The organism is Streptomyces bottropensis ATCC 25435 (assembly GCF_000383595.1).
GTDB classification, from domain to species: domain Bacteria; phylum Actinomycetota; class Actinomycetes; order Streptomycetales; family Streptomycetaceae; genus Streptomyces; species Streptomyces bottropensis.
In genome coordinates, this window is sequence record NZ_KB911581.1 from 3,112,549 (window position 1) to 3,130,005 (window position 17,457).

Annotated in this window: 16 protein-coding genes; 6 read left to right on the forward strand and 10 right to left on the reverse strand. The window is 71.8% G+C overall.

Annotation, left to right across the window (positions count from 1 at the left end):
• Positions 1–320 precede the first annotated feature (320 nt).
• The 4 genes from STRBO_RS0113670 (at position 321) to STRBO_RS0113690 (ending at position 5,977) form a co-directional block, all read left to right on the forward strand.
• Positions 321–1,778, forward strand: a complete 1,458-nt coding sequence (locus STRBO_RS0113670; protein WP_005477834.1) for an alkaline phosphatase PhoX — start codon at positions 321–323, stop codon at positions 1,776–1,778.
• A 506-nt stretch (positions 1,779–2,284) separates the two neighbouring features.
• On the forward strand, positions 2,285–3,871 hold the full coding sequence (locus tag STRBO_RS0113680; protein WP_005477833.1) for a TROVE domain-containing protein: 1,587 nt from the start codon (positions 2,285–2,287) through the stop codon (positions 3,869–3,871).
• A gap of 116 nt (positions 3,872–3,987) precedes the next feature.
• Complete coding sequence (locus STRBO_RS0113685; RefSeq protein WP_005477832.1) at positions 3,988–4,860, forward strand: GntR family transcriptional regulator; 873 nt, start codon at positions 3,988–3,990, stop codon at positions 4,858–4,860.
• Positions 4,861–4,957: 97 nt separating this feature from the next.
• A complete protein-coding gene (locus tag STRBO_RS0113690; RefSeq protein WP_005477830.1) occupies positions 4,958–5,977 on the forward strand; it encodes a 1-aminocyclopropane-1-carboxylate deaminase in 1,020 nt (339 codons plus the stop codon).
• An 85-nt stretch (positions 5,978–6,062) separates the two neighbouring features.
• Here STRBO_RS0113690 and STRBO_RS0113695 read toward each other — a convergent pair whose 3' ends face one another.
• The 8 genes from STRBO_RS0113695 to STRBO_RS0113730 form a co-directional block, all read right to left on the reverse strand.
• Entirely contained in the window at positions 6,063–7,304 is a 1,242-nt protein-coding gene (locus tag STRBO_RS0113695) for a TerD family protein (protein WP_005477827.1), read from the reverse strand.
• Between the two features lie 74 nt (positions 7,305–7,378).
• A complete protein-coding gene (locus STRBO_RS0113700) occupies positions 7,379–7,600 on the reverse strand; it encodes a hypothetical protein (protein WP_005477826.1) in 222 nt (73 codons plus the stop codon).
• A 189-nt stretch (positions 7,601–7,789) separates the two neighbouring features.
• Positions 7,790–8,779, reverse strand: a complete 990-nt coding sequence (locus STRBO_RS0113705) for a zinc-dependent alcohol dehydrogenase family protein (RefSeq protein WP_005477825.1) — start codon at positions 8,777–8,779, stop codon at positions 7,790–7,792.
• Positions 8,776–9,612: a carbohydrate ABC transporter permease gene (locus STRBO_RS0113710; protein WP_005477824.1), complete on the reverse strand. Its 837-nt coding sequence runs from the start codon at positions 9,610–9,612 to the stop codon at positions 8,776–8,778. The genes STRBO_RS0113705 and STRBO_RS0113710 overlap by 4 nt, the downstream gene beginning before the upstream one ends.
• Positions 9,609–10,547, reverse strand: coding sequence for a carbohydrate ABC transporter permease (locus STRBO_RS0113715; RefSeq protein WP_005477823.1), 939 nt, complete (start codon positions 10,545–10,547; stop codon positions 9,609–9,611). The genes STRBO_RS0113710 and STRBO_RS0113715 overlap by 4 nt, the downstream gene beginning before the upstream one ends.
• Entirely contained in the window at positions 10,544–11,911 is a 1,368-nt protein-coding gene (locus STRBO_RS0113720) for an ABC transporter substrate-binding protein (protein ID WP_005477822.1), read from the reverse strand. Before STRBO_RS0113720 ends, STRBO_RS0113715 begins: the two co-directional genes overlap by 4 nt.
• Positions 11,912–12,006: 95 nt before the next feature.
• A complete protein-coding gene (locus STRBO_RS0113725; protein ID WP_020665540.1) occupies positions 12,007–12,768 on the reverse strand; it encodes a DeoR/GlpR family DNA-binding transcription regulator in 762 nt (253 codons plus the stop codon).
• A 303-nt stretch (positions 12,769–13,071) separates the two neighbouring features.
• Positions 13,072–13,881, reverse strand: a complete 810-nt coding sequence (locus tag STRBO_RS0113730; RefSeq protein ID WP_020114323.1) for an NAD-dependent epimerase/dehydratase family protein — start codon at positions 13,879–13,881, stop codon at positions 13,072–13,074.
• A 238-nt stretch (positions 13,882–14,119) separates the two neighbouring features.
• Between STRBO_RS0113730 and STRBO_RS0113735 the strand changes: the two genes are divergently transcribed.
• Positions 14,120–15,076, forward strand: coding sequence for a 5-dehydro-4-deoxyglucarate dehydratase (locus STRBO_RS0113735; RefSeq protein ID WP_005477813.1), 957 nt, complete (start codon positions 14,120–14,122; stop codon positions 15,074–15,076).
• The gene (locus tag STRBO_RS0113740; protein WP_005477811.1) at positions 15,073–16,239 is read left to right on the forward strand and encodes a hypothetical protein; all 1,167 of its coding nucleotides are present in this window, start codon (positions 15,073–15,075) and stop codon (positions 16,237–16,239) included. Before STRBO_RS0113735 ends, STRBO_RS0113740 begins: the two co-directional genes overlap by 4 nt.
• A 60-nt stretch (positions 16,240–16,299) precedes the next feature.
• On the opposite strand, the gene STRBO_RS0113745 is transcribed toward STRBO_RS0113740, so the two are convergent.
• Both STRBO_RS0113745 and STRBO_RS0113750 read right to left on the reverse strand, forming a co-directional pair.
• Complete coding sequence (locus STRBO_RS0113745; RefSeq protein WP_005477809.1) at positions 16,300–16,758, reverse strand: hypothetical protein; 459 nt, start codon at positions 16,756–16,758, stop codon at positions 16,300–16,302.
• A gap of 58 nt (positions 16,759–16,816) precedes the next feature.
• On the reverse strand, positions 16,817–17,452 hold the full coding sequence (locus tag STRBO_RS0113750; RefSeq protein ID WP_005477807.1) for a dihydrofolate reductase family protein: 636 nt from the start codon (positions 17,450–17,452) through the stop codon (positions 16,817–16,819).
• Positions 17,453–17,457 lie beyond the last annotated feature (5 nt).

Genomic DNA, 17,457 nt, shown 5'->3' on the forward strand with positions numbered 1-17,457 from the left:
TTTTCCCCCTCGCGGTCCCCTCGCGGTCCCCTCGCGGTCCCCTCGCGGTCCCCTCGCGGTCCCCTCGCGGTCCCCTCGCGGTCCCCTCGCGGGCGTGGGGGACTGTGCGAGAAGCCCCGCCGGAGCCGGTAGTCGTCCGTGGGCCGGATGTTCGAGCTGTGAGGCGCGAGCGGGGTGGAGGGGTGCGGACCCTTGGTGGTTCATCGAAGACGGGGGGCGTCCTTCTCTCCGTGTTCAGGCCGTGTTCAGGCGCGGGCGCCACCGTGGCGCGACACCTCGGGTCCGCCCCCACGGTCCTCCACCGCCACCCAGGAGACAGCATGCCGCTCACCCGCAGGGACTTCGCCAGACGATCCGCGGTCACCGGAGCCGGCGTCGCGCTGGCCGGCAGCGTGGGCGCGCTCGCCACCGCGCCGAACGCCCTCGCGGCGACCGACACCGACCCGGGCTCGGAGGCCGGCCTCGAAAAATCCGGGAACGGGGCGGACCGACTCGGCTACGGCCCCCTCCTGCCCGACCCCCAGGGCATCCTCGCGCTGCCCGCCGGATTCAAGTACCGGATCCTCACGTACAGCGGCAGGACCAAGCTGGAGTCGGGCGAGTTCACCCCCGGCAAGCACGACGGCACCGCCGCCTTCCCCGGCCCCCGCGGCACCACCCTCCTCGTCAACAACCACGAGCTGAAGGGACCCCGGGCCAACTGGGAGTTCCCGGTGCCGCTCACCGAAGGGCTCGTGTACGACCCGGCGGCGGCCGGCGGTTGCACGGTGGTGGAGGTGCGGCCCGACGGCCGGGTCGCCGAGTGGGTCGGCATCGCGGGCACGTCCACCAACTGCGCGGGCGGCAGCACCCCGTGGGGCACCTGGCTCACCTGTGAGGAGAACTCCGACCGGGCCGGCGTCAACGGCATGACCAAGGACCACGGCTACGTCTTCGAGGTCGACCCCTGCGACCGCCGCGCCAACCGCGCCCCGAAGCCGCTGAAGTTCTTCGGCCGCTACGACCACGAGGCCGTCGTCATCGACCCCAGGCGCGGCCACGCCTACCTCACCGAGGACGCGGCCTCCCCCAACGGCCTCTTCTTCCGCTGGACCCCGCCCAAGGGATTCGAGTACGGCCCCGGCAGGTTCCGCACGCTCGCCGACGACGCGGGCGTCCTCCAGGCACCCCGGTGCTACGACTCCGGCGGCCGCTTCGTCGACGACCTGTCCCGCGCCACGCGCATCGGCACGGTGTACGGCGTCGACTGGGTCGACGTGCCCGACCGGGACGCCAGAACCGTCGCCGTGCGCAAGCAGTTCGCCGACACCGAGATCACCCGCGCCCGCAAGCTGGAGGGCATGTGGTGGGGCGACGGCGGCACCTACGTCGTCTCCTCCTACGCCCGTTCGGAGAGCCCCGTCCAGCACGACGGCCAGGTCTGGTTCTACGACCCCAAGCGCCGCACCCTGACCCTGAAGGTCCTGCTCGGCGTCAACCCCGATCCGTCCGTCGACGGCGCCCTCGACGGCCCCGACAACATCACCGTCTCCCCGTACGGCGGCATCGTCCTCGCCGAGGACGGCGAGGGGATCTCGCATCTGTTCGGCGCCACCGACAGCGGCCGTACGTACCCGATCGCGCGCAACGACCTGAACATCGGCACCGAGGAGGAGCCGGAGTACAGCGAGTTCGCCGGCGTCACCTTCTCACCCGACGGAAAGACCCTGTACGCCAACATCCAGACGCCGGGCATTCTGCTCGCGATCACAGGTCCCTGGAAGCGGCAGAAGCGATAGCGGGAAGCGGTGGTTAATTCATTGGCCCGGCCCGTGGTACGCCTCCTAGAGTGATGCTGTCCAGGTGCGAAGGCAGGACCTACTTCCACTCATAATGGGGCGGCCGCGGGTTCGAGTCCCGCCACCGGTACCAACACGCCGGTGTAGCTCAGGGGTTAGAGCACCTACGTCGGTTCCGCCGGCTTCGATCTCTGGACACCCAAAGCTTCACGCACCTCCCGGTGCGATCCGATCTCGGGAGGCGCGGCAGATGGTGGGTGCCCGGTGCGCAGGCAGCGGATACTTCGGGAACTGGTGGGGAGAGATCCTCGTGCGGGTTCGAATCCCGTCATCGACTCCTGGTCGGTGTGGCGGAAGGGAAGACGCGCCAGTTATAAGCACCGCCGCCGACTTCGACCTCGGGCACCCTCCATCTGCCGTGCCTCCCCCGAACCAGAATTCAGAATTCAGGAACAGGGATTCCACGCACGAAGTGTGATGTGCCGGGGAATTCGGGGGAGTTCATCATGGCGCGATTCAACACGAAGGCCGGCAAGGCCCAGCCCACCTCCCGTGTCACCTCCACGGGCCGTGTGCTCCGTACGTACGAGGGCGGTCGCGGACGCGAGCGGGACGAGCGCTCCGAGCTCTTTCTGCTGTCGATCGCCAACTTCGTCGCGCAGAAGACCTTCTACGAGAGCGGTGAGGACCGGGACGACCGGTTCGCCGCGCTGGTGCGCCGGCTCGCCGTCACCGACCCGGCGTGGACGGCCGGCCTGCTCGGCTGGCTGCGCGGCGAGGGCAACCTCCGTACGGCCTCCCTCGTGGGCGCCGCCGAGTACGTGAAGGCTCGGCTCGACGCGGGCGTCAGCGACGGGCCCACCAACCGCCAGGTGGTCGCCTCCGTGCTGCGGCGCCCCGACGAGCCCGGCGAACTGCTCGCCTACTGGACCTCCCGGTACGGCCGTACCCTCCCCAAGCCGGTGAAGCGGGGCGTCGCCGACGCCGTACGACGGCTCTACAGCCCCAAGGCGCTGCTGAAGTACGACACCGCGTCCAAGGGCTACCGCTTCGGCGACATCCTGAACCTGGTGCACGCGGCGCCGGACCCGGACAAGCCGTGGCAGGGGGACCTGTTCCAGTACGCCCTCGACCGGCGCCACAACCCGGACACGGCCGTCGTGCCCAGGTCGCTGCCCATGCTCGCCGCGCACCGTGACCTCATGGAGCTGCGGCCCGCCAAGCGGCGCAGGGTCGTGACCGGGGCGGGCGGTGCCCAGCGTCTCGCGGACGCGGGCATCACCTGGGAGGCGCTGGCGGGCTGGCTGCAGGGGCCGATGGACAAGGCGGCCTGGGAGGCCGTCATTCCGTCCATGGGCGCCATGGCGCTGACCCGGAACCTGCGCAACTTCGACGAGGCGGGCGTCTCGGACGAGGTCGCGGCCCGGGTGGCGGCTCGGATCAGCGACCCGGCGGAGGTCGCGCGGTCGCGGCAGTTCCCGTTCCGCTACCTCTCGGCGTACCGCCACGCGCCCTCGCTGCGCTGGGCGTACCCGCTGGAGCAGGCGCTCGGTCACTCGCTGGCCAACGTGCCCGCGCTGCCCGGCCGGACCCTGGTCCTGGTCGACCGCTCGGGCTCGATGTTCTGCTCCCGGCTGACCGACCGCTCGTCGCTCACCTACGCCGACGCGGCCGCGATCTTCGGTACGGCGCTCGCGCTGCGGGCGGCGGACGCGGACCTCGTCGAGTTCGGGAGCACGAGCAGGGTGGTGAAGTTCGGCGAGGGCGAGTCCGTGCTGAAGATCATCGGCCGGTTCGGCGACCTCGGCGGCACCGACACCACCGAGGCCGTCCGCCGCCACTACCGCCGGCACGACCGGGTGCTGATCGTCACCGACGAGCAGGCCGGCTACAGCCACTACGGCGACCCGACCGAGCAGATCCCGGCCCAGGTGCCCGTCTACACCTGGAACCTCGCCGGGTACCGGGCGGGCCACGGCCCCTCCGGCACGGCGAACCGCCACACCTTCGGCGGCCTCTCCGACGCGGCCTTCCGCATGGTGCCGCTGCTGGAGGGGGCCCGGAACGCCGAGTGGCCGTGGGCGGTCGAGTGACGCCGGTCCGCGGACCGGCGGAGCACGAGAACGGGGGGTGAGTGTGGCCCGTGTCCCAGTGGGGACACGGGCCACACTCTTGTTCGGGGTCGTACTGGCATCTAACATTTCAGTTCATGGAGGCCATACGACCCGTCGCGCGCACCCTGCTGAGGGACCGCGCCTACCAAGCCATCCGGGACGCCATCGTGGCCGGAGAGATCGAGCCGGGCGCGGTGGTGCGGGACGCCGAGTTCGCGGAGCTGCTCGGACTGTCCCGGGCGCCGGTGCGGGAGGCGTTCTCCCGGCTGGTGGACGAAGGGCTGCTGGAGAGCAAGCCGCAGAGCTACACCCGGGTCACGGCCGTCGTCGCCTCCGATGTGCGGGACGCCGCCGCCGTGGTCGGGGCCATGCACGAGCTGGTCGCCCGGACCGCCGTGCCCCGGCTGTTCGCGGCGGACGTCGAGATGATGCGCTCGGCCAACGAGCGGTTCGCGGCGGCCGTCCGCACCGGCGACGTCGACGCGGCCCTGGTCGCCGACGACGCACTGCACGACGTGCTCGTCCGGGTGAGCGGCAACCGCGCGGCCGCCGCCACCGTCGCCCGCTACACCCCGCTCATCCGCCGGCTGGAGCGACGGCGCTTCGGCGAGGGCGGCAACTGCCGCTCGGCCGGACTGCACGAGCGGCTGATCGCGGCCTGCGCGGCCGGTGACACGGACGAGGCGGTCCGCGTCACGGCGGAGATCTGGCGCGGCCTGGCCGCACTCGCCGACGAGCCGGACGCCGAGCCCGATGCCGATCGGGACGCCGGTCGTAGCGCCGAGCCGGAAGAAGAGCCGGTCACGAAGCCGGTCGCGGCGTCGGGTGAGGGGTCGGGGCCGGAGTCCGCGGAGGGCGCGGGCGGCGCCGCATCCGCGCGCCCGCCCACCCACGAGTCCACCCGCGAGCCCACCCACCAGCCCGCCCCCGAACCCGGCGACGCGCCCGTGCGCCGAGCGGATCACTGACCCGACCGGTCCCGCCCCACTCAACCCCCACCCCGCCCCACCCCGACGCACCCCGCCTCGCCCGTCCGGCTCCGCCCCATCCCACCCGGGAGAACCCGTGTCCCTCTCGTCCTTCGAGCGCTACCCCCTCCTCTTCGGGCCCTCGCCGGTCCACCCGCTGGAGCGGCTGACCGCACACCTCGGCGGAGCCTCCGTCTGGGCCAAGCGCGAGGACTGCAACTCCGGCATCGCGTACGGCGGCAACAAGACCCGCAAGCTGGAGTACCTCGTCGCCGACGCGATCGCCCAGGGCTGCGACACCCTCGTCTCCATCGGCGGCGTGCAGTCCAACCACACCCGCCAGGTCGCCGCCGTCGCGGCCCGCGCCGGGCTCAAGTGCGTGCTCGTGCAGGAGAGCTGGGTCGACTGGCCGGACGCGGTGTACGACAAGGTCGGCAACATCCTGATCAGCAGGCTGGCGGGTGCCGACGTACGGCTCGTCCGGGCCGGCTTCGGTATCGGTTTCAAGGAGAGCTGGGAGCTGGCGCTCAGGGAGGTCGAGGAGGGCGGCGGCAAGCCGTACGCCATCCCGGCCGGTGCCTCCGACCACCCCCTCGGCGGTCTCGGCTTCGCCGGCTGGGCGTACGAAGTCGCCGAGCAGGAGCGGGAGTTGGGCGTCTTCTTCGACACGGTGATCGTGTGCTCGGTGACCGGCTCGACCCAGGCCGGGATGGTCGCCGGCTTCGCCGCGCTGGAGGAGGCCGGCGCCAGGCCACGCCGGGTGATCGGCATCGACGCCTCGGCCAAGCCGGAGCCCACGCGGGAGCAGATCGCCCGCATCGCCCAGAACACCGGGAAACTCATCGGCGTCGAGCGGGAGCTGACCGTCGCCGACGTCGAGCTGGACGAGCGCTACCACGCCGGGATCTACGGGGTCCCGGACGACGCCACCCTCGTCGCCATGCAGCTCGCCGCCCGCACCGAGGGCATGGTCACCGACCCCGTGTACGAGGGCAAGTCGATGGCCGGCCTGATCGACCTGATCGAACGCGGCGAGATCGACCCGCAGTCCACCGTGCTGTACGCCCACCTCGGCGGCCAGCCCGCGCTGAACGCGTACAGCGGAGTGATCCAGTAGGGAACAGGGGCTCGGCCCTGGGCTCGCTCGGTCGGCCGGGCACCCTTGCCTCGTGCGGGGCGCCCGGCGTCACGTGAGCGGACCCTCAGAGGGCCTGCGCCGCCGGCTTCACCATCCCCCTGACCGTGCGGGACTTCACGAAGTCGCCCATCGCGGTCATCTCCCACTCGCCGGTGAACTGCTTGATCAGCTTGGCCATCATCACGCCGGTCTGGGCCTCGGCGCTGGTCAGGTCGAAGCGGACCAGCTCCTCGCCGGTCGCGGCGTCGAGCAGCCGGCAGTAGGCCTTGGCGACCTCCGTGAACTTCTGGCCGGAGAAGGAGTTGACGGTGAAGACCAGCCCGGTGACGTCCTGGGGAAGCTGTCCGAGGTCGACCACGATGACCTCGTCGTCCCCGCCGCCCTCGCCGGTGAGGTTGTCACCGGAGTGCTTGATCGCGCCGTTCACGATCGACAGCTTGCCGAAGTAGCAGCTGTCGATGTGGTTGCGCTGCGGGCCGTACGCGATGACGGACGCGTCGAGGTCGATGTCCTTGCCCCGGTACGCCGGCTCCCAGCCGAGGCCCATCTTGACCTGGGAGAGCAGCGGGCTGCCGCCCTTGACCAGGGAGACCGTCTGGTTCTTCTGGAGGCTGACGCGGCCCTTGTCCAGGTTGATCTTCCCGGCGCCCGGGGTGGGGGCCGGGGGCGCCGCCGGCGGGGCGGGGGGCACCGGGGGCGCCGTGACCCGCGGGTCCATGGCGGGGGCGGGCGGGGCCGCCGGGGGCCGCATCGCCGGGGCGGGCTGAGCGGGGGTCGGCTGAGCGACCGGGGCCGGCCGGGCGGCGGGGGCGGGCTCCTCCACCGTGACCCCGAAGTCCGTCGCGATGCCCGCGAGACCGTTCGCGTATCCCTGGCCGACCGCGCGGGCCTTCCACGCGCCGTTGCGCAGATAGATCTCGACGATCACCAGGGCGGTCTCCGTGCCCAGCTGGGGCGGGGTGAACGTGGAGATCACGGAGCCGTTCGCCGCGTCGCGGATCGTCGCCGTCGGTTCGACGCCCTGGAAGGACTGGCCCGCCGCGTCCGGGCTGGCCGTGACGACGATCTTCTCGATGCCCGGGGGCACGGCCGAGGTGTCCACCGTGATCGAGTCGGGTGTCGCGCCGCCGCCGGAGCGGTACGTCACGCCCGGGCCGGACGGCTGGTTGTAGAAGATGAAGTCGTCGTCCGAGCGCACCTTGCCGTCGGCGGTGAGCAGCAGGCCCGATACGTCGAGCCGCACGGGGGCGGAGACGTCCACCGCGACGCGGGTGACGGGCAGCGGGATGTTCGAGCCGGGGGTCATAGCGGTCATGCGTGGTGAACGATTCAGGCCGCTTTACCGTTCCCTTACCCGGGCGCGCCGGGCGGCCGTTCGGGTCAGCGGCGGTTGCGGGGGTGCTCCCGGGCCGTGCGTTCGTTGCCCCGCCGGTAGTTCCCGGTCCAGCGGGCCATGACCAGCTGCGGGTCGCCCGCCGCCACCTCGGCGAGGAACTGGGCAGCTCGGGGGCCGCGCAGCGTCGTGGCCGCGCGGCCGTGGTGGTCGATCGTCACGGTGCTGTCCGAGTGCTCGGTGTAGGTGAATCCGCTGGGGCGTGGCATGTCCCGGATGGTAGGCGCGGGGCCGGCGCCGGCCCAGCGAATTTCGGTCGCCCGGCGCTGCGCCCGGCCGCATGCCTCCGGTCGCCCGGCGGTGTGCCCGGCCGCATGCTTCCGGTCGCCCGGCGCTGCGCCCGCCACCCGCCGTCGGCAGCTGCCCCGACCCCTGCCCCCGCTTCCCCGCTCCCCGTACTACGGCACCACGACGATCTTCCGTCCCACCCCCGACGCGAACTGCTCCAGAGCCTCGGGGTACCGCGCCAACGGCACCCGGTCGCTGATGAAGACCTCCGGGTCCAGGACCCCGCCGGCGAAGAGTTCCGCCGCCCGTTCGAAGCTGTGCAGCACGGCCATCGACCCGGTGATGGTGATCTCCTGGTTGTAGATCCGGTACGGGTCGATCGTGACCCGGGTCGCGTAGTCGGCCACCCCGAACTGCAGGAACGTGCCCGCCTTGGCCACCCGCCCCAGGCCGTCCTGGATCGCCGCCGCGTTGCCCGTCGCGTCCACGACGACGTCCCAGCCCTGGGGCCGCTCCAGCTCGTCGGGGCCGGCGGCGGCTCCCGAGACGCCCAGCCGCCGTGCCGTCTCCAGGCGCGCGGGATTCACGTCCACCATGTCCACGCTCGCCGCGCCCGTCCGCTTCGCCAGCTCCAGCATCATCAGCCCCATCGTCCCGGAGCCGTAGATGAGGACATGGGCGCCCAGCCGGGCGCGGAGGACGTCGTAGCCCCGTACCGCGCAGGACAGCGGCTCCACCAGCGCCGCGTCCTCGGTGCGCACGTGCTCCGGCAGCCGGACGCAGTTCGCGACGGGGGCGACCGCGTACTGCGCCGCACCCCCCGCCGTGGTGACCCCGATCGCGGCCCACCGTTCGCAGAGGTTGTTGTGGCCGGTGCGGCAGTACCGGCACTCGTGGCAGTACAGGGACGGGTCGACGGCCACCCGGTCGCCGACGGACAGTTCGGTGACCCGGGTGCCCACGCCCACCACCTCGCCCGCGAACTCGTGGCCCGGCACGATCGGCAGCCTCGGGGCGAACTCGCCCTGGAGGATGTGCAGATCGGTCCCGCACAGTCCGCACGCGGCGACCTCGACGACCACGTCACGGGGGCCCGGTGCCGGGTCCGGGACCTCGGTGACGACGGCCTTGCCCACGGACTCGATGACGGCGGCCTTCATTTGACGGCTCCCAGGGAGAGGCCCTGGACGAGTTTGTCCTGGGCGGCGAACCCCGCGGCGAGCACCGGCAGGGAGATCACGAGCGACGCGGCGCACACCTTGGCCAGGAACAGGCCCTGGCTGGTGATGAAGCCGGTCAGGAAGACGGGGGCGGTCTCCGCCACCACACCGGTCAGCACCCTCGCGAACAGCAGTTCGTTCCAGCTGAAGATGAAGCAGATCAGGGCCGTGGCGGCGATGCCGGGGGCCGCGATCGGCGCCACCACGCGGGCCAGCACGGTCGGCAGCCGGGCGCCGTCCAGGTGCGCGGCCTCGATGACCGCCACCGGGACCTCCGCCAGGAAGGACTGCATCATCCACACGGCGATCGGCAGGTTCATGGAGGTGTAGAGGAGGACGAGCAGCCAGATGTTGTCCAGCAGGCCCGTGTTCTTCGCGAAGAGGTAGAGGGGGAGCAGGCCCGCCACCACCGGGAGCATCTTCGTCGACAGGAAGAAGAACAGGACGTCCGTCCACTTCTTCACCGGGCGGATCGACAGCGCGTACGCCGCCGGGAAGGCCAGGAGGAGGACGAGCAGCGTCGACGCCAGGGACGCCACCGCCGAGTTGACCAGGGCGGGCCAGGGGCTGGCCCCGCCGTCCACGCCGAAGAACTCCCGGTAGCCGTCGAGGGTCAGGGAGGCCGCCCAGGACGGGGGATTGGTCGCCGCGTCCGGTTCCGAGTGGAGCGACGTCAGTGCCATCCAGGCGATCGGCAGGAAGAACAGGACCCCCAGCAGCCAGGCCACCAGGCCCAGGCCGAGTCCCTTGCGTCGCACGGCAGTCGACCTCATGACCGGCCCGCCTCCTCACGGAACAGCGACGAGACCACGCGCAGGGCGAACGTCGCGATGATGATCGAGCCGATGACGACCAGGACCCCGGCGGCCGAGGCGAGGCCGTTCTCGTGGGCCTGGTAGAAGGTCTGGTAGACGGTGTACGGCAGGTTCGCGGTGCCCAGACCGCCCGAGGTGATCGTGAAGACCGCGTCGAAGTTCTGGACGATGTAGATCGAGCCCAGCAGCGCGCCCAGTTCGAGGTAGCGGCGCAGGTGCGGGAGCGTGAGATGGCGGAAGATCTGCCAGTCGCTCGCGCCGTCGACCCGGGCCGCCTCGATCTGCTGGTGGTCCCGGGACTGCAGCCCCGCCAGCAGGATCAGCATCATGAACGGCGTCCACTGCCACACCAGGGAGGCCTCGACCGCGAGCAGCGGAGTGTCCGAGATCCAGTCCGGCTGCGGGCCGCCGACATAGTGCAACAGGCCGTTGAACAGGCCGTACTCGGGGTTGTAGAGGACGTGCTTCCACAACAGGGCGGCCGCCACCGGGACCACCAGGAAGGGGGCGATGAGGAGGGTGCGTACGATGCCCCGGCCCCGGAACCTGCGGTCCAGGAGCAGCGCCAGCAGCAGGCCGAGGACGAGGCTGGCGAGGACCACGGCGACCGTCAGCAGGATGGTCGTCCACACCGAGCGGCGCAGGTCGGGGTCGGTGAGCACCTCGCCGTAGTTGGCGAAGCCGGCGAAGCCGCGGGCGTCCGGGTAGAGGGAGTTCCAGTCGAGGAAGGAGATCACCAGCGTGGCCACGAACGGGAGCTGGGTCACGGTGATCATGAAGATCAGGGCGGGCAGGAGCGGGGCGCGGGTGGCCCAGGCGCGCAGCCGGGTGTTCGGCGGGCTCTGGGTGCGTACGGGGGTCGCCGCCCTCGGCGCTGTCGTGGTCGCGGTCATCGTCCCTCGTACTCCTCGGAGATCTGCTCGGCGAGCGCCTGTGCCTTCCTCAGGGCCGTCGCGACGGACTGGCGTCCGGCGATGGCCGCGCTGATCTCCAGGGACACCTTGGTGCCGAGGTCGGTGAACTCGGGGATGCCGACGAACTGGATGCCCGGCGCGGGACGCGGCTGCACCCCGGGGTCGGTGGGCCGGGCGCCCTCGATGGCCTCGCGGGTCATCTCCTGGAAGGCGGCGGCCTCTTCGCGGTAGTCCGCGTTCGCGTACGTCGACTCCCGTTTGCCGGCGGGCACGTTCGACCAGCCGATCTCTTCGCCGACCAGTTCCTCGTACTCCCTGCTCGACGCCCAGGAGACGAACTTCCAGGCCTTGTCGGGGTTGCGGGAGGCGTGCTGGATGCCCCAGGCCCAGGTGTAGAGCCAGCCCGCGGACTCGGTCCTCTCGACCGGGGCCGGTACGTAGCCGATCTTCCCCTTCACGGGGGAGTCGTCCGCCTCCAGGGAGCCGGCGGCGGACGTGGCGTCGTACCACATGGCGACCTTGCCCTGGGTCATGTTGTTGAGGCATTCGGCGAAGCCGGCCTGGGCGGCGCCCGACTCGCCGTGCTCACGCACGAGGTCCACGTAGAACCTGGTCGCCCGTTCGAACTCGGGGGAGTCCAGCCGTGCTTTCCAGTCCTTGTCGAACCAGGTGCCGCCGAAGGTGTTCACGACCGTCGTCAGGGGTGCCATCACCTCGCCCCAGCCGGGCAGGCCGCGCAGGCAGATGCCCTTCATGCCCTCCTCGGCCCCGTCCGCCTTCGCGGCGAGGCCGGCGACCTGCCGCCAGGTGGGGTGCTCGGGCATGGTGAGGCCCCGCTCGGCGAAGACGTCCTTGCGGTACATCAGGAAGGACGACTCGCCGTAGAAGGGCTGCCCGTAGAGCTTGCCGTCGTCGCCGGTCAGGGACTGGCGCATGGGTTCGAGAATGTCCTGCTGGTCGAAGCCCGGGTCCTTCGCGACGTGACGGTCCAGCTCCTCCAGCCAGCCGTTGCGGGCGTAGATCGGTATCTCGTAGTTGCTGAGGGTGGCCACGTCGTACTGGCCCGCCTGGTTGGCGAAGTCCTGGCTGATCTTGTCGCGGACGTCGTTCTCCGGCAGCACGGTGAAGTTCACCTCGATGCCGGTCTCCTTGGTGAAGTGCGCGGCCGTGAGCTTCTGCAGTTCCTGCATCTGGGGGTTGTTGACCATCAGCACGTTGATGGCGTCGCCGCCGGATCCCGCCCCGCCCGCTCCGGTCCAGCAGCCGGAGAGAAGCGGGGCGAGCAGCGTCCCTGCGGCGACCGCGGCGAGTGCGCGCGGCCTCCGTCGGCTCGGGATTCGCATGGATCGCTCCTGGACGTATGGGGGATAGCGGGAGATAAGGGGTGGAGCAGGGCGCGGAGGGGGTACGGAAGGGGTCGGTGGGGTGGGTGGGGTGGTCAGACTCGGGTGACCTGGGGGCCCAGCAGCGAGTAGCGGTGGGCCTCCGAGGCCGGGAGCAGGGTGCTCGTGACGATCGCGTCCAGGTCGCCCACCCCGGCAAACCGGCAGAAACTGGCCGCGCCGAACTTGGTGTGGACGCCCGCGAAGACCGTGCGCCGGGAGGCGCGGATCGCCTGGGCCTTGACCTCGCTGACGGCCGGGTCGGGGGTGGTGAGGCCGTGGTCGCGGGTGATGCCGTTGGCGCCGATGTACGCCAGGTCGATGACGAAGCCGGCCAGCATCTTCGTCGTCCAGTGGTCGACGGTGGCGAGGGTGCCGGGGCGCACCCGGCCGCCGAGCAGCAGCACGGTGGTGTTGCCGGCCTCCGCGAGCGCCCCGGCGGTGGCGAGGGACGCGGTGACCACGGTCAGCGGCCGGTCCCGGGGCAGCGCCTCGGCGATGAGCTGCGGGGTGAAGCCCTCGTCGACGAAGACCGTCTCCGCGTCGCCCAGCAACTCGGCCGCCGCGGTGGCGATCCGGCGTTTCTCGGGCACATGGCTGGTGGCGCGGAAGGCGAGCGTCGTCTCGAACCCGGCGCTCTCCACGGGGTACGCCCCGCCGTGTGTGCGGCGGACCAGGCCGTGGTCCTCCAGGGCGCGCAGATCACGCCGTACGGTCTCCTTGGCCACACCCAGCGCGACGGCGAGTTCACCGACGTCGACCGCGCCCGTGCGGCGGGCGGCCCGGACGATCTCGCGTTGCCTTTCCTCCGCGCTCATGGCCGACACCCGCTCTCCCTCGCCGTAGTGCTGCCCGTTCGGGCCCGGTGCGGGCCCTGGGGGAAGTTCTACAGCCGGTGCGCGGCGCCGACCAGGCCTGTTGCGCGACCGATGCTGCCCGTCCCTGACCGTTTGACGGCACCTCGGCCCGTCACGGACCTGGGGCGGGCGTGGGATCGGGCACCGGGCGTGCCCGCATGGGGGAGCGGGCGGGCCCGTTCGGTGCCCGCCCGCTCCTTCCGCACGGCGTACGGCCCTCGTTTCCCGTACGGCGCGCGAACTCCTGGGTCCGCGCCGGTGTGGTCAGTACGGCCAGATCGGCGGGTCGCTGACGAAGTGGCCGCCGAGGTGGGCGTGGGCCACGTTCTCGGGGTCCAGTTCGCCCTGCTCGGCGATCAGCTTCTCGGCGTACGGCTCGGAGTCGTCCCTCGGCTCGTAGCCGAGATCGCGGGCGGTGGACAGGTCCCACCACAGGCGGGTGTTGGCGGAGGAGCCGTAGACGACGGTGTGGCCGACGTGCTCGGCGGTCAGGGCCGCGTGGAAGAGGCGGGCGCCGTCGGCCGGGCTCATCCACAGCGAGAGCATCCGGACGCTGGTGGGCTCGGGGAAGCAGGAGCCGATGCGCACGGAGACCGTCTCCAGGCCGTACTTGTCCCAGTACAGCTGCGCCAGGTCCTCGCCGAAGGACTTGGACAGGCCGTAGAAGGTGTCGGGGCGGTGCGGGGTGTCGATGGGGATCAGCGGGTCCTCGCCCAGCGGGCGGGGGGTGAAGCCCACCGCGTGGTTGGAGGACGCGAAGACGATACGGGGCACACCCTCCGCGCGGGCGGCCTCGTACAGGTTGTACGTCCCCTCGATGTTCGCCTTCAGGATCTTCTCGAAGGAGGCTTCCAGGGAGATGCCCGCGAGGTGGATGATCGCGTCGACGCCCCGGACGGCCTCGCGCAGGGCGTCCTTGTCGGCGAGGTCGGCCGTGATCGCGTCCGGCGCGCCCTCGACGGGGAGCAGGTCCATCAGGCGAAGCTCGTAGCCGTGGGCCGGGAGCAGGTCCCGCATCAGGGTGCCGAGCCCACCGGCGGCGCCGGTGAGCAGAACGGTCCGGGGAGCGGGCATCCGGGGATCTCCTTGCATCGCCAGCCGTGCACATGGGCGTCCGACATTCACATTCATGGACACGCTAGGGAGTGCGGTCCCGTGCGTCAAGTGGGGCGCGGAGGCGCGAAATCGCTGGTGCGGCGCGGGTTGTCCGGCTTGACCGCCCGCGAGGAGGCGCCTTAGCGTGCTGTTGTTCAGAAATGTAAACACTGATCAGTGACCTGGACTGGGAGAGCCCGTGGACTTGGGACAGCCCGTGACGTCAGCCCCGCTCGCCGCCCGGCTCAGGGTCCCCAGCGGACCGCTGTTCTTCCCCGTCACGGCCTACGGCCCGGACGGCGCGGTCGATCCGGACGTCTATCGCGCGCACGTCCGCCAGGGCGTCGAGGCCGGGGCCGCCGCGGTCTTCGCCTGCTGTGGCACCGGCGAGTTCCACGCGCTCACGCCCGAGGAGTTCCAGCGCTGCGTACGGGCCGCCGTCGCCGAGACGGCCGGCCGGGTGCCGGTGGTGGCCGGCGTGGGCTACGGCACCGCCCTCGCCGTGCGCTACGCACGTCTCGCCGAGGAGGCCGGGGCCGACGGCCTCCTCGCCATGCCGCCCTACCTGGTCGTGGCCGCCCAGGAAGGGCTGCTCCGCCACTACCGGGAACTCGCCGCGGCGACCTCCCTCCCCGTCGTCGTCTACCAGCGCGACAACGCCGTGTTCACGCCGGAGACGGTGGTCGAACTGGCCCGCACGGAGGGGATCGTCGGCCTCAAGGACGGCCTCGGCGACCTGGACCTGATGACGCGGATCGTGAGCGCCGTACGCGGCGAGGTCTCCGGCCCCAACGACTTCCTCTACTTCAACGGCCTGCCGACCGCCGAGCTGACCCAGCCCGCGTACCGGGCCGTCGGGGTCCCCCTGTACTCGTCGGCCGTCTTCTGCTTCGTCCCGGAGATCGCCCTCGCGTTTCACAGGGCGCTGGCCGCTGGGGACGATGCGATCGTGGAGCGGCTGATCGACGGGTTCTACCGCCCCTTCGTCGAACTCCGCGCCCGGGGACGCGGCTATGCGGTGTCACTGGTCAAGGCCGGGGTACGGCTACGGGGACTGGACGTCGGAGAGGTGCGGCCACCCCTGCACGAACCGGCCGAGGAACACGTCAAGCAGCTGAGCCAGTTGATCGAGCGCGGCCACGCGCTGCTGGAAGAGTGCCAGGAGGACAAGTGAAGGCGTCGACGTTCGTCTACCCGTGGGACGTCAACGGGGATCCGGCCGCCGCCGAACGCATCGCGGGGCTCGGGGTACGGCAGGCGACGCTCGCCTCCGCCTACCACTCCACCCGCGCGCTCACCCCCCGCCACCCCCGGCAGCGCATCGTCACCGCCGAACACGCGGCCGTGCTGTACCCGCCGGGTGCGCGGTGGGAGGGCCGTACGCTGCGGCCGTACGCGGCAGGGGACTGGGCGTTCGGCGACGCGTTCGGCGAGGCGGCCACCGCGCTCGCGCACGCCGGACTCGAAGTGCACACCTGGGTGGTCCTGGCGCACAACTCCCGCCTGGGCGCCGAGCATCCCTCGACCTCCGTGGTCAACGCCTACGGGGACCGGTATCCGTGGGCCCCCTGTGTCGCGCAGCCGGACACCCGGGAGTACCTGGTCGATCTGGCGGTGGAGGCGGCGGTCCGGCCCGGCGCGCGCGGCACCGAGCTGGAGTCGCTCGGCTGGTACGGCCTCGCCCACCTCCACGCCCACGACAAGACGGGCGGGGTCGGCCTCGGCGACGCCGGCCAGTACCTGATGTCGCTGTGCTTCTGCGGCACCTGCCGCGACGGGTACGCCGGCGCCGGAGAGGACCCCGACGAGCTGGCGGCGGCCGTACGCGCGGCGCTGGAACCGCTGTGGCGGGGCGAGACCGTCGACGAGGGCTGGCCGGCGGTGGAGAAACTCCTCGGGACCGAGAAGGCGACGGCCACGCGGGTGTGGCGCGACGCGACCTCCCGCTCGCTCCAGGAGGAGGCCGTCGGGGCCGTACGGGCCGCCGCGCCCGCCGGGTTCCAGGTGCTGCTGCACGCGGACCCGGTGACGTACCACTGCGGGGCGAACCCCGGGGTGGACCCCGAGCACATCCTCGGCGTGGCCGACGGTGTCGTCGTGCCCTGCGCGGGCGGGCCGGGGCTGCTGCCGGCGTTCGCGAAGGCCGGGGCGGGCGGGGCCGTGCTGGCCGCCAACTTCGGCATCGTGTCGGGCATGGGCGGCAGTCCGGTGACCCTGGCCGAGGACGCGGGGCGGGCGGTGGAGCTGGGGGCGACCGAACTCCGGCTCTACCACGCGGGGTTGGCCTCGGACCAGGATCTGGCGGCGGTACGGGAGGCGTTGACGGCGGTGGGGTGAACCGCCCCGTCCACCCCACCGCGCACGGACCGGCCGCGCCGGGCCGCGCCGGGCGTCGGCTCAGCAGGCGATGACGTACCAGACCGGGGTCCAGAACACGTCGTTCTTGAGGGGAGCGTCGAGGGAGAACATCCAGGCGCCGTTCACGTCGTAGAAGTTCGCCCGGGTGCCCGGCGTCTGGTTGTTGTGGAGGGAGCCCCAGCCCACGAGGTCGGGCAGCGTGTACGTCACGCCGCACGTGGTGTAGTCGAATCTGTTGCCGTTGCCGCCCTTGCCGCACACGTAGTAGTACGCGCAGTTCAGCGGGGCGGCGGCGGCCGAGCCGGACCTGGCCGCCCGGGGCACGACGGCGTTCTTCATCTGGTCCGCCGTCAGCGACGGCTGCCGGACCTCCTCGGACGTGCGCACGCCGGTGCCGGCGTCGGCGCCCGCCGTGTGGGCGGCGGCGGGACCGGCCGACCCGACCGTCGAGATCGCCGCTGCCGCGAACAGGGCCGCGGCCGTCCTGCGCAGTGCCATGAGAAATCCCCTCCCGATGCCACCAACTCCCGCTCGGCACGCGGAAGTCGGCGGTTCCTCACTCTCGGGCACCGGGGTCCGGCAGGCAACCCGTCACGCGGTAGGTCACGTGGGTCACGAGGCTCGTCGGACGTGCGGACAGCTGTTCCAGTCGCAGGGGCGGGACGCCCTCGAAGAGACGGGTGCCGGAGCCGAGGGTGAAGGGGGCGATGTGCAGGCGCAGTTCGTCGATCAGCCCGGCGCAGAGGTACTGGTTGACGGTCGTCGCGCCGCCGAGGACGGTGACATCGCCGTCACCGGCCGCCGCGCGGGCCTGTGCCAGTGCGGCGGCGATACCGTCCGTGACGAAGTGGTACGTGGTGCCCCCGTCCATCGGCCGGGGCTCACGCGCGTGGTGGGTGAGCACGAACACCGGTGCGTGGAACGGCGGATCGTCACCCCACCAGCCGTTCCACGGGCGGTCCCACGCGCCGCGCACCGGGCCGAACATGTTGCGCCCCATGACGAAGGCCCCGGCCGTGCTCAGCCGGTCGATCTCTTCCCGGTTCTCGTCGGGAGTCTCGAACATCCAGGCGTGCAGCAAGGCGCCCGAACCGTCACCGCCGTCGTCGCCGAACGGGCGTTCCTCCGTCTGGTCGAGCCCGGCCGCGTAACCGTCGACCGAGACCGTGATGTCGCAGATCACTGTGCTCATGCGTC